At 32.7% G+C, this 15357-nt stretch carries 15 protein-coding genes; 11 read left to right on the top strand and 4 right to left on the bottom strand.

The features are described from left to right. A partial coding sequence (locus U9R23_03820; GenBank protein MEA3475556.1) for a radical SAM protein occupies window positions 1–389 on the top strand: 389 nt, incomplete at its 5' end. Between the two features lie 37 nt (window positions 390–426). Here U9R23_03820 and U9R23_03825 read toward each other — a convergent pair. Beyond that, window positions 427–828, bottom strand: coding sequence for a hypothetical protein (locus U9R23_03825; GenBank protein ID MEA3475557.1), 402 nt, complete (start codon window positions 826–828; stop codon window positions 427–429). Between the two features lie 361 nt (window positions 829–1189). On the opposite strand from U9R23_03825, the gene U9R23_03830 reads away from it, so the two are divergent. The 7 genes from U9R23_03830 (at window position 1190) to U9R23_03860 (ending at window position 6898) form a co-directional block, all read left to right on the top strand. Continuing rightward, window positions 1190–1408 carry a hypothetical protein gene (locus U9R23_03830; GenBank protein MEA3475558.1) on the top strand — a complete coding sequence of 73 codons (219 nt, stop codon included), beginning with the start codon at window positions 1190–1192 and terminating at the stop codon, window positions 1406–1408. Next, window positions 1398–1748, top strand: coding sequence for a hypothetical protein (locus tag U9R23_03835; GenBank protein MEA3475559.1), 351 nt, complete (start codon window positions 1398–1400; stop codon window positions 1746–1748). The genes U9R23_03830 and U9R23_03835 overlap by 11 nt, the downstream gene beginning before the upstream one ends. A 554-nt stretch (window positions 1749–2302) precedes the next feature. Further along, on the top strand, window positions 2303–2761 hold the full coding sequence (locus U9R23_03840; protein MEA3475560.1) for a PIN domain protein: 459 nt from the start codon (window positions 2303–2305) through the stop codon (window positions 2759–2761). Further along, window positions 2758–2937, top strand: a complete 180-nt coding sequence (locus tag U9R23_03845) for a hypothetical protein (protein MEA3475561.1) — start codon at window positions 2758–2760, stop codon at window positions 2935–2937. The genes U9R23_03840 and U9R23_03845 overlap by 4 nt, the downstream gene beginning before the upstream one ends. Before the next feature lie 1309 nt (window positions 2938–4246). After that, window positions 4247–5392: a hypothetical protein gene (locus U9R23_03850; GenBank protein ID MEA3475562.1), complete on the top strand. Its 1146-nt coding sequence runs from the start codon at window positions 4247–4249 to the stop codon at window positions 5390–5392. A 368-nt stretch (window positions 5393–5760) separates the two neighbouring features. Continuing rightward, on the top strand, window positions 5761–6387 hold the full coding sequence (locus tag U9R23_03855; GenBank protein MEA3475563.1) for a hypothetical protein: 627 nt from the start codon (window positions 5761–5763) through the stop codon (window positions 6385–6387). A gap of 208 nt (window positions 6388–6595) precedes the next feature. Next, the gene (locus U9R23_03860; GenBank protein ID MEA3475564.1) at window positions 6596–6898 is read left to right on the top strand and encodes a hypothetical protein; all 303 of its coding nucleotides are present in this window, start codon (window positions 6596–6598) and stop codon (window positions 6896–6898) included. Between the two features lie 24 nt (window positions 6899–6922). Here U9R23_03860 and gpmI read toward each other — a convergent pair whose 3' ends face one another. From gpmI to U9R23_03875, 3 genes are all read right to left on the bottom strand, one after another. Further along, window positions 6923–8464, bottom strand: coding sequence for a 2,3-bisphosphoglycerate-independent phosphoglycerate mutase (gene gpmI / locus U9R23_03865; GenBank protein ID MEA3475565.1), 1542 nt, complete (start codon window positions 8462–8464; stop codon window positions 6923–6925). 368 nt (window positions 8465–8832) lie between these two features. Continuing rightward, window positions 8833–10695 carry a helix-hairpin-helix domain-containing protein gene (locus U9R23_03870; protein MEA3475566.1) on the bottom strand — a complete coding sequence of 621 codons (1863 nt, stop codon included), beginning with the start codon at window positions 10693–10695 and terminating at the stop codon, window positions 8833–8835. Continuing rightward, entirely contained in the window at window positions 10692–11495 is an 804-nt protein-coding gene (locus U9R23_03875; protein MEA3475567.1) for a hypothetical protein, read from the bottom strand. Before U9R23_03875 ends, U9R23_03870 begins: the two co-directional genes overlap by 4 nt. Window positions 11496–11676: 181 nt before the next feature. Here U9R23_03875 and rpsU point away from each other — a divergent pair, with 181 nt between their 5' ends. The 3 genes from rpsU to U9R23_03890 all read left to right on the top strand — a co-directional run bounded on the left by rpsU (window position 11677) and on the right by U9R23_03890 (window position 14934). After that, window positions 11677–11871, top strand: a complete 195-nt coding sequence (gene rpsU / locus U9R23_03880; GenBank protein ID MEA3475568.1) for a 30S ribosomal protein S21 — start codon at window positions 11677–11679, stop codon at window positions 11869–11871. A gap of 69 nt (window positions 11872–11940) precedes the next feature. Beyond that, entirely contained in the window at window positions 11941–12492 is a 552-nt protein-coding gene (locus U9R23_03885; GenBank protein MEA3475569.1) for a CvpA family protein, read from the top strand. A gap of 21 nt (window positions 12493–12513) precedes the next feature. Further along, the gene (locus tag U9R23_03890; protein ID MEA3475570.1) at window positions 12514–14934 is read left to right on the top strand and encodes an endonuclease MutS2; all 2421 of its coding nucleotides are present in this window, start codon (window positions 12514–12516) and stop codon (window positions 14932–14934) included. Window positions 14935–15357 lie beyond the last annotated feature (423 nt).

Below are 15357 nucleotides of genomic sequence, written 5' to 3' on the forward strand. Positions count from 1 at the left end.
TGCACTCTGATTTTATAAATATTTCTCTTAATGCTGCAACAAAAGAAACTCACGAATTTATCAATCGGGGTTCCAGATGGAACATAGTTCTAAGGAATCTTCAAAGATTGAATTATGCACGAGATGATTTGAAAACAAATTTACGCATCTACGGGCATATGACTATCATAAGGCAGAACTTAATGGAAATTTCTATGTTTATTGAGAGGTTTCAGGATTTTGGTTTTGATACCATTGAATTTGGAGTTGATTTTCGTGTCCCTTTTTATTTGAAATTGCATCCAAAGAAAAAGAGAATAATTCGTATAAATATTAATGAAGCTTTAGAAAAATGTAAAGATAATTCTTTGGTTGACACTCTTAGGTTACAAAAATTGGGCATTGCTTAAAAGATATGAAAAAGAATTTCCTCATCTGAAACTTGATTTAGTCATAAAATCTTACAGAAATCTCATCTATGGTTTCCTCGTCTTTTAATAACTTAACGAAATTTATCGTAACAACAAATCCGGTTGTGTGATTTCTATTTAACTTTGCAGTTATCATTTTTGAACCGAGTTCAAGGCTTCCCGAATAAAGCCTAACGATAACTTTTCTTTTAATGAAAAAATCTGCTTTATTCTCAATTTCAAAATATACTTGTGCCAAAGCTGGAGATAAGCTTTCAATTTCAATATTTTTAACTTCTAAGTATTTATTTAATTGTGTATGACAATATCTTGTGACTAATATTCCAAAGATTGAAGCCAGAATAAGCAAAATCCATATTGGTCTTGGAATTCTTAATTTTCTTGAAGGCTGTCCTGCAGGTCTTTTTATTCTAAACATTTTTATCTATAAACTTTCTTATACTGTAATAATAAACAGACTTTTTTAATTACGAAAAATTTTGCAAGTTTTTTAGAAAATATTTAACAAGTATTTTTTTGAAACTTTAGTTTTGTTAGTTAATTATGAAGCATTTGGAAAAGTTAACTTAATAGATAGGAATTTGTTTTATAGCGTGTGCTAACTTCAAAAATAGGGTTTTATATGTTGTTTGTTTAGTCTAATATCCGTTAGGCATTTTCAGTCAATAAAAACTTGAGTAAATTTTATAAATATTAATCCAAATAAACTAAAATGCTTGACATAAAAATAATAATATCATAATAAAAAAATTAAAGTATAAGAAAAAAGAGGAAATAATATGAACTTGCATATTCAATACTTAACAGATAATAAAGGGACTAAAACTGCTGTTCAAATTCCATTTAAGGAATGGACTAAATTTATTGAAGCTTATAAATATTTCAGACAATACTCAAAATTAAAAAGAGGTATAAGAGATGCATTTCAGGAGATAAAGCAGATAGAAAATGGAAATGTTGAAGAAATAAGTTTGAATGAGTTTCTAAATGAATGTTAAAGTAATTACTTCTAATAACTTCAGGAAAGAAGCAAAGAGATTAATAAAAAAGTATCCTTCTTTGAAAAAAGAACTTGCTGAACTTGAAACAGAACTATTATTAAATCCTAAGATAGGAACACCAATTGGTAAAGACTGTTATAAAATTAGATTAGCAATTAAAAGTAAAGAGAAAGGAAAGCGAGGGGGAGCGAGAGTCATCACTTATTTAATTGTAAATTTAATAACAAGAAATACTGAAAGATCTTCTGTTTATTTACTTTCTGTGTACGATAAATCAGAATTTGAAACAATATCAGATAAGGATTTAAAGCGATTAATATCAGAATTAAACATATAAGATGTATAAAAAACGCCTAACAATCGTTCCACTTGCCCCAGTGAAATAAAGGCTTTTTTCCGCTTTTATAATGTAAGTTTGCTTACTTGTCAGTTTTTGGGTATTGGAGAGGTTTGAATTATTTCACAGGGCAGGTTTACCCCGTTAGATACTCTTGCTCTGTCCCGATTTATCGGGTCTGGCGGACCATCTAACAGGATGAACTTTTCCGTTAACCTTTATAATTCCAAATTCATAATTCGTAATTCTTAATTTTCTTGAGGGCCGTCCTGCAGGTCTTTTTATTCTAAACATTTTTATCTATAAACTTTCTTATACTATAATGATAAACAGACTTTTTTAATTGCAACAATTTTTGCAGGGTTTTTAGAAAAAATTGTTTGACAATGTTTTTTGAAACTTCTATTTTTGCAACTGAATTATGAAGCATTTGGGAAAGTTAATGTCTTAAATAGGAATTTGTTTTATAGTGTGTTGTAACTTCAAAAATAGGGTTTTATATGCTCTTTGTTTCAGTCTGATATATGTTAGGCTGTTTTTAATAGTATTTTATTATGAAAAGGCTTAGAATTTATGCAGATACTTCTGTTTTTGGAGGTTGTTTTGATGATGAGTTTTCCGAAGATAGCAAGGCCTTTTTTAATGATATTAAAGCAGGAAAATTCATTCTCGTAGTTTCTTCAACCACCTTGCGTGAACTTAACAATGCACCTGATTTTGTTCAGAAAGTTTTAGCAGATTTACCTCCGAGTTCAATAGAACTGTTAGAATATTCTGATGAAATTGGTTTTCTCAGGGATGAATACCTGAAAGCTGATGTAGTTAGTAATTCTTGTAAAGCAGATGCTGAACATGTAGCTTCTGCTTCCATTGCGGAAGTTGATTTTATTATAAGCTGGAATTTCAAACATATTGTACATTATGATAAAATAAGCGGGTATCAAGCGGTAAATTTGCTAAACGGATATAAACCTATTAACATTTATTCACCCAAAGAGGTTATTGAACAATGAAAAAACATAAGCGATTTGATTGTGTACAAATGAAATGGGATATTCAAAAAAAGATTGAAAGAGAGTTTAGAGGTATCCCCGACGACAAATTTAATAAAATTCAGATGGAAAGGCTTTCTAATAATAGTATATTAGGACCATTAATAAAGAAAATTCGTTTATTAAAAACAGCCTAACAATCCAATCCGCCAGCTGACGGACAAAAACGCAGAAGTATTGTAATTTTTGGGCTGGTTGAGTTAATATTAGTTTTTTTGTAATTTATAGGAAAGAAATATGTTGCCTTTTTGCAGCTTATTTCCACCGTTATACCTTTCCAATTCCGACTTCATCCGTCCTCCGTCCCAATTATATCCATTCTCCCCGCCTTCCGTAGTATTACGGCGGACAGGCGTAGTCCCGATAAATCGGGACGAAGGATGAACTACGAAGGATGAATCGGAGCTTCGGAGGATAAATAATTCGTAATTCTTAATTTTTTAAGGGTTTCCCTCTTGGCCTTTTTACTCTAAACATTTTTATCAATAAACTTTCTTATACTATAATGATAAACAGACTTTTTTAATTACGAAAATTTATGCAAGTTTTTTAGAAAAATTGTTTGACAAGTATTTGGGGAGACTTCTATTTTGCAACTGGATTATGAAGCATTCGGAAGAGTTAATGTCTTAGATAGGTATTTTTTTTATAGTATGTTAATTTCAAAATATGTGCGTTATATTATGCACAATGCAGTCTAACATATGTTAGGTTGTAATAAAATAAGGCAGTTTAAAAATGGATTCAAACAATGACAAATTAATAAAATTTTGCATTAACAAAAGGATCTCTTTGAATCCTATTATATGGTCAACAATAATTATTATCAACAGCATTTTATTGAGTGCTTTTTCTATTGTCATTTCATTAAAACAAAAATTACACCCCGAAATATTATATTTCTTATATTTTCCTGCACTCATTATAACAATAATAGTTTTTTATCTGCTTATATCCTGTTTGCTCAAGGATAGAAACACCAATGAAAACAGGCTAAATTTATTATGTTCCGAACCCAAAACATACACAGTAAAAGAAACAATAAATATTGGACGCTCATTAAACAAATATCCCAGATATGTACAAATAAGAGAAAATTGGTCTATGGTATTATCTAGTATTCATGTTTTGTTGCTTTTTGTATCGTTCATAATCTTTAAATAAATCATAAGGCAAATTCCCAGTGCACTTATATACTAATGAATCTAAAATAAATCTTTCAACATCTCTATTGTTGAGATCATATAAATTATATCAAGGAGTAACTCGAATTTTCTCTCTTTTTTCGTTTTCTTTTTTTAATGGCATTTATCATAAACATTCGTAATTCCTAATTTTTTAAAGGTTTCCCTGTTGGTCTTTTTATTCTAAACATTTTTATATTTGAGTTTCCATTATCCTAAAATTTAAAACAATATTGATAGCATTAATGAATTTGGAGGAAAAATGAAAAAAGTTATATTTATAATTCTTATAGTATTTGCTGTACTGTTGACTTCTTGTTCAAAAACGACTGAAATAGAAAATAACGAAATATCCGAACCTGATATACAATGGACAAGAATATTCAGCGTATTCAGCGGTATTCATGATTATCACGCTCATTCAGTTAAACAAACTAAAGACGGTGGTTATATTATTACAGGTCGTGTTTGTGATTTTGGATTGGAAAGTTGTGATGCTTTGCTAATCAAAACTGATGAAAATGGCTACGAACAATGGAAAATAACTTATGGAGGGGAAGGGGGTTGTAATGATGATGCTTATTCGGTTCAACAAACCCCTGATGGTGGATATATATTTACTGGATATAAAAGAGTTTGTCAATATCCGTATTTTCGTTCTGATATTTTTCTTATAAGAACTAATTCTTTTGGTAATGAAATGTGGAATAAAACATTTGGTGGCGGTAATGGATATGATGATATTGCTTATTCAGTGCAATGGACTATGGATGGAGGATATATAGTTGCTGGGGAAACAGGAGGGGATTGGTATATTATCAAAACTGGTTTTAATGGTGACGCTGCGTGGGAAAGGACTTATCAGGCAGCAGGTTTTAGTTCTGGTGCCGCAAAGTCAATTCAACAGACCACAGATGGTGGATACATAATAGTTGGAAGCAGTCATTGTAGTATTAGGCTTATAAAGACAAATGATTTTGGTGATACACTTTGGACAAGAACCTTTTCTAAACCTAATTACAGTTCATATGGGAAATCAGTTCAACAGACTACAGATGGTGGATATATTGTTGCTGGAGATTCGGGGGGTGCTTGGATTATCAAAACCGACCCCAATGGGAATAAAATATGGGAAAAACTCTTTGGGGAAGGGGAAACTTGGTTTGATGATTATTATACAGTTGCAGAAATTCAGCAAACTAATGATGGAGGATATGTTATAGTTGGATATGTTTCATCTGATACTTGGCTTATTAGAACTGATGCTAATGGGAATATGGTATGGGAAAAATTATTTATTGATTATAAATATGGTACGTCAATTAGACAGACCACAGATGGTGGATATATTGTTGCTGGAAGTGGTAAGGACATTGTTTGGCTTATTAAACTTAATAAGGAACAATAAGTACGGTAAGGATGGTATTAAAACCTTATAGGAAATGTTAGAAAAACGACTTAATCCTTTTTTCTAACGATTTTTGGCTTTTTTGAAATGAGCAAATTTAATAGCAATTTCAAACAGCTTAAATCAAAGTAATCTATAGTGTACAGAGTACCTTCTGCCCCTCGCTTCCCTGACAGAAACGCAGACGGGATTTGAAATTTTCAGTTGAATCAGCATTTTGCGTTTCTGCAGGTGAGCTTTTCCGTTATGTATAAGGTAAAGAATAAACACAACTGGGTTTCTACCGCCAATGTGTGCAGATATATAAAATTCTTTTTACACAAATGTTAAATGAAATTGTAAGCAATTTTAATCTCAGGAGGAAGAAGATGAGATATACGAAAGGCCTTTGCTTTTTAACTATTGTAGTCATACTTTCTGGGTGTGCTACCACTCAAGTAGCCAGACTATCCCCAAACCAGATAATATGGACCCCACAAACGGAATTTGGCAGAGGCATCCAACAAAAATTTCTGAATGATTTCCGTGAAATAATAAAAGAAGTCCAGACATCTACCAGCTCATCTAGTGTGAGATTTACCAAAGACGGGATTGCAGTTATTTATCGTCAAGAGGAACCTGGGGTTTATTATATACTATTTTACTTATTTTACAATGTAGTATATAACACCTTACAGACAAACTATCAAAAACGGGCAGCAAGTACATATGCAAGAAACTTGTTCGCTTTGTCAAAGATCATTTCTGCACATCCAAATTTATTTGAGGAGGACAAGATTATAGGCTTCAACATAGTTTTTGCATGGAAAGCTACAAATTTTTTGGAGGATAGATATAAACTTTTTGCGGCACAAGAGGGAATTAATGCCTTCATTCCAAAAGAAGTACTAAGAGATTTTGCTAAGATGAAGATATCAATTCAAGAATTGAGTAGAAAGACCATTTTCATTTCCTCTATTGGTAGGACAGAATTAGATTTTTCTGACACAATATAAGAGCTGTCATAAACTTCACTTAACGGCGCGTTTGCGATTCACTACGCTCACCCAAATGCTTTGGCCACTTCGCAAACACGCAGCACCCTACGACAAGAAAAATGAACAAAACACATAACAAATCGTTCCACCTGACCGCTATTCCGCTGGCGCTTCATAGAGGCAGGTGCTCTCTATCATTATACGTAAATAAATTAAAGGAGTAATCATGACTACTGAAAAATTTACCTTTTTTACTTACAAACTTATATCAAATATTGACTCAGGGAAACACATCCCTATATTTGATATAAAAACTTATATAGAAGAAGGAACAATATTCTCAGAACTTTTTAATATTATAGATGTTCCTCCAAATCACTTTACAAAAGAACAACAAAATAAATTATTAGAAAGTTGGCAAAATTTCAATAACGCTTATTCACCAGAAGATTTAGGTATCAAAAATAATGGACTATGTCTATTATTAAGTTATATAATCCATGATATAAAAGAAATTCTCAATTATTAATTCTTAATTCTTAATTCTTAATTCTCAATTCTTAATTAACGATTTTCCAGTCATTTCCTCTGGCTTATCAATATCTAATATTTTTAAAATTGTCGGTGCAATATCAGCAAGTTTGCCATCACCTCGTAATTTTAAATCTGTTTTATTTTTACACCCAAATATAATAGGCACATCATTCGTGGTATGAGCAGTAAACACATTTTCATTTTCATCCAGCATTTTCTCTGCATTACCATGGTCAGCGGTGATGAGGTAATTATAATTATTTCTTTCAAGTGCTGCCACAACTTTAGCAACCGATTTATCAACAACTTCAACAGCTTTTACAGCTGCTTCAAAAACTCCAGTATGTCCTACCATATCACAGTTTGCAAAGTTTAGGATTATCACATCATATTTCTGGCTATTTATTTCCTTGATTACTCTATCCGTTACAAGATATGCACTCATCTCTGGTTGCAAGTCATAAGTTGCAACTTTGGGAGAATGAATAAGTATTCTATCCTCATTTTTGAATGGCTTTTCAACGCCACTGTTAAAAAAGAATGTTACATGTGCATACTTTTCGGTCTCTGCAATTCGTAGTTGCTTGAGTCCATTATCTTGTAAAATTTCTCCTAAAATATTTGTTAGTCTAATTGGCTTAAATGCAACATTTACATATTTACTGAATTTTATGTCATATTGAGTCATTGTTGTAAAAAGAAGGTTATTAATTTTCTTTGTTTTAAATTTATCAAAGTCAGGACAGACAAAGCAATTCGTAAGTTGGCGAGCTCTATCCGCACGGAAATTGAAAAAGATAATTGCATCATTGTTAGAAACAGTTGCAACAGGGCTTCCGTTTTCTTTAATAACAGTTGGAATGATAAATTCATCTGTAACATCATTTTCATAACTATTTTTCATAACTGCAACAGTATTGGTTTCTTCATTTCCCTCACCATAAACAATTGCTTTGTATGCTTTTTCAATTCTTTCCCATCGGTTATCTCTATCCATTGCATAATAGCGACCAGAAATTGTGGCAATTTTTCCAATGCCAATTTCTTTTGTTTTCTTCTGAAATTGCTTTATGAAACCAACTCCACTGTGTGGAAGCGTATCTCTGCCATCCATAAAAACATGAAGATATACTTTCTTTAGGTTATTATCTTTTGCTAATTTCAAAATAGCCCAGAGATGGTCAAGCGAACTATGAACACAACCATCCGAAAGCAAGCCGAAAATATGTAAGTTTGAATTGTAATCTATACAATGCTTGATAGTTTTTATCAATTCAGGATTTTTAAAAAAAGAGCCATCCTTTATGCTAAGGTTTATTCTGGTAATATTTTGATAAACAATTCTACCTGCACCTATGTTGAGGTGTCCCACCTCAGAATTTCCCATTTGACCTTCTGGCAGACCAACTGCATTTCCAGAACATTTGAGTCTTGTCCAGGGTTTTGTTGCAAAAAGTCTATCCATATTAGGAGTTTTTGCAGCTTTGATAGCATTGCCTTTTACTTCATCAGATAAGCCAAAACCATCCAATATGATTAACATTACTTTATTTTTCATCATATTTTTTTACCACCGAGAACACAGAGGTTTTTTATATTCTTTTTGAATTCCGAGGAGTCGTCATGGATTCATCCTTCGTCCCGATTACATCGGGACTACGAAGAACGGACCATTCCATGACGAACTTACATATCTTTAATGTCAGGGAATGGTCCCTGACAGCTCATAAAATGATTAACATTACTTTGTTTTTCACCTTAAAATTCTTTCGCCACAAAGGTTCATCCTTCGTCCCGATTAAATCGGGACGAAGGAGAATGAACACAAAGACACAAAGAAAAAAAATATAAACTCTCATTCCCAAGCCCCAGCTTGGGAATGCTTAACCTGTATTTGTTTTCCTAGTTTCTAGTTTCAAGTTTCGAGTTTCATAATCTACTCTCAATCTGCATTTTTATCTGCTGAGAACTTTCTAATTTCTTTTCCTTCCAAATTTTTTCTGCATATTTCATCTGTAAAGAAAGATGTTTCCCCAAATCGTATTTTAATAAGATATATCCGAATATCCCATCGCCTTTGAATTGAGAATTAAGCATAATTCCATCAAGGTCATTCTCATACATATAAAGGATTATATCCTCTGTGTGGTATTGACAGATACGAATGTAATTCGTAAGTTTGGGGGAGAAGCGGAATTTTATATCTTGATAAAACAGTATTCCTGAATCATATTTGTCAGCATTTTTATATTGGTGAAATGTGTATTCACCTCTTAGCTTCAGCTCAATTTTTGGATTAATAACCTGTTTCCAATCTAAACGAAAGGTATTTCTTTCAATTTGATAGATTTTACTTTCTTCAGAGATAGTTCTCCATCTTTCAGACTGTTTTTGGTGGAAAGTAAAACGCATTTTAGAAGAACTCCATCTCTTCTCAAATTGTAGAAATTTATCAAAACCATAGGTTGGCATATTCTCCCGATATTTCTGTTTTGGGAACTTGTAGATATCAACATACACATCTAATTTTGTTCCGCCAGACCCGATTCTGTCGGGACTCCGTCTCGGAGCTGGCGGACGAAACGAAATCCCGTAATAAATTCCTGTCTCATTATCAAAATTTCCGCCTGTATGAAATGGGTTGCCATGAAACGCAGGAAAGTACTTATCGTAATTCCTATAAATTATTAGATTCTCAAAATTCTCCTTTTCCCAAAAAATTCCTAAAAGATATGAACCTTTCTTATTAGCAGTAGCTCCTTCACCAAAGAAATTGAAATTGTAATATTTAAGATTATAATCTAATCCAAAGATACTTTGTTCCTGTTTAAAGTGTGAATCAGAAAATGGCAGGTTGTATTTTGTATGAAGTGCAGTAAATCCTATCTGACTTGTATTTCCATAATATAAATGAGTTCCGTAAATTTTTTCTCTTACTTTATCTTTCTTTTCTTTCTCATTTTCGGTACGATGAAAACCTGTTATGTCAATGGTTTTAATACAACCGTCTTGAATATTAGCGTCTAATTTATAGTCAGAATAAAAAGGGATAACACCGAATTTACCAATCTTTAATTTGATTGAACTTCCCCATAAAGAATAAACCTCATTCGTGCTTGTATAAGATTTTATGTCAGAATAATGCTTGATGGGTTGATGTGTAGCATTTCCTCCTTTGGATAATCCTAATTTCGGTGCAAAGAGAATTCCCTGACCAAATGCTAATCTGTAATTTCCAATGATTATTTTATCAAAGATACCAATGTTTTTTGCAGAGAAACTCCCACTCCAGAAATCCCAGAAATCTTTCTCTCCTTCATCCTTTTGGGAAATAAAATATAGCTTGTAATTTTTCCAGTTTATGGAATGTTTTTGATAGAATTTTGCAGGGCTATTATATTCTGAATCAAATTTATATTCTGCTCTAATTCTGTTTTGTAAATAGATTGGAGATGATTTTCCAAATGAAATGTATGGAAGGATTTCTTCTATAGTATCATCCGAAATTCCTGCTTTTTTAAGTTGATTCTTGTTCGTAATATTTTTTTGTTTTCTAAAATGTATAATATTTTCAATCTGAACAGGAGAAAGCCAGGGAAGCATTATCAAATCCTGATATTTAGCATCATTTATGCTGATTTTATTTTTCTTTAGATTTTGAAGATAGTTATACAGTTCAGTTATTTTATATGTTTCCTCTTCAGTTGAAAAGAGTTTCTCCATCTGTTCTTCATCAGCATAAATTTGAGGGGAGAAAAGGATTAAGAAAAAAATAAGGAATAATCTTCTCATCTGGTCAATTGATATGATATTGTGAAGTAATGAGTTATCTCTAAATATTGATGTGTTTTTATTCCATAATTTATTAGAAGGTTATAAATTTTGAATTCTAATCCAGCAGAGAATTGGTTATTAGTAGGTTCAGTATGGAATCCACTTAGAATTCCTAATGTTTTAAAAGGATAATAAACAACTCCAAAGTCAAAAGAGAAGTCATACCCCAGTTCTTTTACCAAGCATATTCCGGATTTTAGATTATCATAAATTTGGTAGGTTATCCCTATTCTGCTTTCCTGTGGGATATCATCATTTCCTATTTTGCTAAATGTTATATTGTAAAATGAGGAGAAGAGCCTGAATCTTTTCACAGTTGCCAGTATTCCCACATCAAACTGGGAAGCATTTTCATTGTTCATTGTAGAGATTTCTTTTCTGAGGAAACGATAGTCAAATCCCAGAGTAAAATTATGGCTGATTTCAAAATTAGTTGCTAAAATGCCAGTTTGTTCTTTGTAAATTTCATTGCTTAATTCTTGTAATCCTGTAGCAAAATTAAATTTTCCGAGACTATATCCAGCTACTAAATTTTTATAGGACAAGTCATTAATAGAAAATGGCATGAAATATGAAGAGGTTAATGAGAGTTGCTTTTTAAAAACTGCCGGATTATAAAAGATGGAGGCTGGACTTTGCTCAAGTGCTGATATATCAGAGACTGATGCCAATTTTGCCGAAGGTGAAAGTTGTAGAAATGCAGAGAACAAAAAAGTTGGCAGCAAAAATAAGATAGGAACAAAGGTTAAAAATTTCATAATCTATACTTTTCCGAAAAACCTTTTTTCGGAAAGATTTGAATAGTTATTATCCTGTCAACTTTTTGGGCATAAAAATATAAGAAAAGAATTCAAGGAAAGGATTCATAAATTCATAAATAAATTGACAGAAATATTAAGTTATATAATTTTTAATAAAAAAGCAATGAGGTGAAATTTAGTGCCAAAAGTAATAATTAGAAAAGGTGAAAATTTTGATAATGCATTCCGACGGTTTAACAGAAAAGTTCAAAGGTCAGGCATTCTTTCTGATCTTAAAAAAAATCGTTATTATGAAAAGCCAAGTGATAGAAAAAGAAGAGAACTGAAAGAGGCATTAAGGAAAATAAAGAAGAATCGGTATTTCAGGAGGTAACTCGGGCAGTAGCTAACCGTATCAATCGGTCTCGGAGCCCAGACTGAAGGGAAATCCCTTTTATTTAATATGGAACTAGTTAATATATTAGCTTATGCAATAATTATCCTTTTTGCAGTCTTAGGATTGAGAGCAGGATTTTTAGTAGGTTTATTACGATTATTTGGCTGGATAGTTGCATTAGCCTTTTCCGTAAGATTTGCACCTGCTATCGCAGGGCTTTTAAAGAATATTTTTTCCATATCTGATAAAATAGTAAATCTTCTTGGTGGTGTTATTGTATTTATTGCTGTTATAATACTATTAAATGTATTTGTTAGTTTGCTCAAAAAAACAGTTAATATTCTGCATTTAGGATTTTTGGATAGAATTTTAGGTTTGATGTTTGGCGGAGTAAAAGCGTTTATTCTGATTTTTCTAATTTCTTTTTCTGTCCAATGGTTACCAATCAGCGATAATAATAAAAGCGTAATTACTGATGCAAAAATTGTCAAATGGATAAGTTTAAATACAGCAAAAGTTCTCTCCTCAACCAATATTGATAAAAAGATTAAAGAAAATAAATTTTACAAAAAATTGTTAGACGAAATCAAGAAAAAGAAAAAGGATGTTTTTAATTAGATACCCAAAACATCATCATAAATGAAAAACGCTTTTGAAGAATTAGAATTCAATAAAGTCAAAGCGTTAATAAAAAATAATTGCACTTCAAGTTTAGGGGAAAAGTTAGTTGACCAACTGCAACCTCTTACGAATAAATCTGAAATTGAAAAGAAGCTTTCGGAGCTTTATGACGCAGTTGAACTTCTATTCACGCTTTCGCGAGGACAGAAAAACAGTTTTAACCTTGATGGATTGGCAGATACGGAAGCTCTATTCCCTCAGCTAAAAAGAGAAGAGTATTTTACCATTCAAGAATTTCTATCCTTTTATCGCAATATCAAGATAGCCAATGCTCTGCGAAGAAATGAATCTATTAAAGAACAAAACTTTCCCTATCTTTTCAATATCGTTAAGAATATTGTAATCACGGGGCCGTTAGAAAAGCAATTTGATTGTACCTTTAACCATAAAGGAGAAATCAAGGATAGTGCCAGTGAAAATCTATCAAGGATTAGAAAAAAGCGTAAGGGAACCAGGAAAAAAATCTACTCACAATTAGAAGACATTCTGACACAAAAACAATATGAGAATGTAATCCAGGACAAAATTGTAACTATTCGTGACCAGCGTTATGTAATTCCTGTTAAGGAAGGTGGGAACAGTATACTGAAAGGTATTGTGCACGGACATTCTCAAACTGCTGCTTCTGTTTTTCTGGAACCGTTATCTGCCGTAGAATTGAATAATTCGCTTATAAATCTGGATGAAGAAGAGAGAGCAGAGATACAAAAGATTCTAAGAGAATTATATCATAACATCCAGGAACAAAAAGAAATTCTACTGCAAAATCTTAAGATACTTCAAAAGATTGATTTCCTTAATGCGACTGCTCAATACTGCAGAGAAATTGGAGCGACTGTTCCAAAAATTCTTTCCGAACCATCACTTAGATTCGCAAACGCTCGCCATCCCTTGCTTTATTCGTCCATAAACGAGAAGGATAAAATTATCCCATTCTCTCTAAATCTGGGTAACGAGTTCAGAACTTTGGTTATATCTGGTGTGAATACTGGTGGGAAGACTGTAACATTAAAAGCTATTGGCTTGCTTACGCTTATGGCACTTTCCGGTTTGATGATACCTGCTGAAAATGCGGAAATAGGTATTTTCCAAAATTTTTTTACAGATATTAATGATGAGCAGTCCATTGAAGATTCAATAAGCACTTTCTCATCCCATATAACAAAGATAAAACTCATCCTAAATAAAGCTACTAAGAGGAGTTTGGTTTTGATTGATGAGCTTGGTTCAGGAACAGACCCGGAAGAAGGCTCTGCTCTTGCTCAGGCAATCCTGGAAAAACTGGTTGAAAAAAAATCCAGGGTTGTTATCACAACGCATCTTAATAAGTTAAAAATTTTTGCATCTGAACATCCTTTATGTGAGAATGCCTCTATGAGATTTGACCAGAAGAATCTTTCTCCAACTTATCAACTTGATGTTGGCTTTCCGGGAAGTAGCTATGCGATTGATATCGCTCGGGAATATGAACTTACATCAGAAGTTGTAACTCGGGCAAATGAACTTATTGACCAAAAAACTCAGCAACTAAGCTATCTACTGAAAAGGACAGAACAGCAAAGGCTGTTACTTTCTCAGAAAATAAATGAGTATGAGCTTAAGACAGCGCTTGCAGAGCAAAACTTAAAATCTTTACAGGAGAAAGAAGAGAATTGGGGAAAAATTGAAAGACAACTTAAGCAAAGAACAGTTCAGGAAGCAGAGGAATATCTTACTGGTTTGCAGCAAAATTTTAATGTTGAATTAAATAAGCTTAAAGCCAATTTCAAGAGGGAAAAGAAGATTATACCCAGAAAAGTTAAAGAATTTTCAAAAAAAGTAAAAGAAGAGAAAAACAAAATTGAACAAAAAAAAGAAGAACTTGCAGAAGTAAAATCTATACCTCTTACGAATCCTGAGATTGGCGACCTCGCTTTGATAAAACCATTGAATATTATAGGTAAAATTGTGAGAATTGATAAATCCCGTAGGTTAAATAACCAACGGGATAAATCTTCTATAAAAATTATTGCTAATGGAATTGTTTACAAGGCGCGTCCTAAAGATTTATATCAGGTCCCGAAGGATGAAAAGGCTGAAAATCTAAGTAAAAAATCAGATAAATCCGTACTAATCCATACAGAAACAAGCCATGATTCTGTCTTTGAATTAAATATAATTGGGCTTACATTTGGCGAAGCACAACCTGAGATTGATAAATATATTGACAAAGCTATCTTACTTGATTTACAAAAAATCCGCATCCTGCATGGTAAAGGAACGGGACAATTGAGAAAGAAAATCTGGAATTACTTGAGAACAAATATTCATATCTCTGACTATTATTCTGCACCAGAGAAAGAAGGTGGCAGTGGAGTCACGATTGCAGTTCTAAAGTAGTATTAGTTTACTGACCAATTGTGATAGAAACAGTCCGCCAGACCCGATTTATCGGGACTCCGTCTCGGAGCTTGCGGACTGTTTATTAAAACACCATTAAAAATTGTGTTAGAATCAGCACAATGTACTTGTAATTCGTAATTTTATATTTATCTCTGCCTGCCCTGTAAGGAAATATGACTGTATCCGGGTGTTCTTTGCGTTCCCTCCCCGCGTCCGCGGGGATAATCGGGGACTGCGGTGAGATATTTACATATGAAGTATACATGTCCCGAAAACAAATCGGGATACACCCGTCTGCCCGTCTCCCGATGTATCGGGAGCCGAGACAGAGGCGCCGAGCCTGACCTGTCTGGGCGAATAGCCTGAAAGGAACATGAAAATTTAACCTCACCCTAACCCTCTCCTTAAAAAAAGGAGAGG

It is taken from the genome of Candidatus Cloacimonadota bacterium (genome assembly GCA_034722995.1).
Classification (GTDB): Bacteria; Cloacimonadota; Cloacimonadia; order JGIOTU-2; family JGIOTU-2; genus JAGMCF01.

What these genes read in the sequence shown, in the direction of transcription:
- U9R23_03850 (MEA3475562.1), top strand. Translation starts at nt 4,247, where the DNA reads ATGAAAAAAGTTATATTTATAATTCTTATAGTATTTGCTGTACTGTTG.
- U9R23_03890 (MEA3475570.1), top strand. Translation starts at nt 12,514, where the DNA reads ATGAAAAACGCTTTTGAAGAATTAGAATTCAATAAAGTCAAAGCGTTA.
- U9R23_03875 (MEA3475567.1), bottom strand. Translation starts at nt 11,495, where the DNA reads ATGAAATTTTTAACCTTTGTTCCTATCTTATTTTTGCTGCCAACTTTT.
- U9R23_03855 (MEA3475563.1), top strand. Translation starts at nt 5,761, where the DNA reads ATGAGATATACGAAAGGCCTTTGCTTTTTAACTATTGTAGTCATACTT.
- U9R23_03845 (MEA3475561.1), top strand. Translation starts at nt 2,758, where the DNA reads ATGAAAAAACATAAGCGATTTGATTGTGTACAAATGAAATGGGATATT.
- gpmI (MEA3475565.1), bottom strand. Translation starts at nt 8,464, where the DNA reads ATGATGAAAAATAAAGTAATGTTAATCATATTGGATGGTTTTGGCTTA.
- U9R23_03885 (MEA3475569.1), top strand. Translation starts at nt 11,941, where the DNA reads ATGGAACTAGTTAATATATTAGCTTATGCAATAATTATCCTTTTTGCA.
- U9R23_03825 (MEA3475557.1), bottom strand. Translation starts at nt 828, where the DNA reads ATGTTTAGAATAAAAAGACCTGCAGGACAGCCTTCAAGAAAATTAAGA.
- U9R23_03835 (MEA3475559.1), top strand. Translation starts at nt 1,398, where the DNA reads ATGAATGTTAAAGTAATTACTTCTAATAACTTCAGGAAAGAAGCAAAG.
- U9R23_03860 (MEA3475564.1), top strand. Translation starts at nt 6,596, where the DNA reads ATGACTACTGAAAAATTTACCTTTTTTACTTACAAACTTATATCAAAT.
- U9R23_03870 (MEA3475566.1), bottom strand. Translation starts at nt 10,695, where the DNA reads ATGAGAAGATTATTCCTTATTTTTTTCTTAATCCTTTTCTCCCCTCAA.
- U9R23_03840 (MEA3475560.1), top strand. Translation starts at nt 2,303, where the DNA reads ATGAAAAGGCTTAGAATTTATGCAGATACTTCTGTTTTTGGAGGTTGT.
- U9R23_03830 (MEA3475558.1), top strand. Translation starts at nt 1,190, where the DNA reads ATGAACTTGCATATTCAATACTTAACAGATAATAAAGGGACTAAAACT.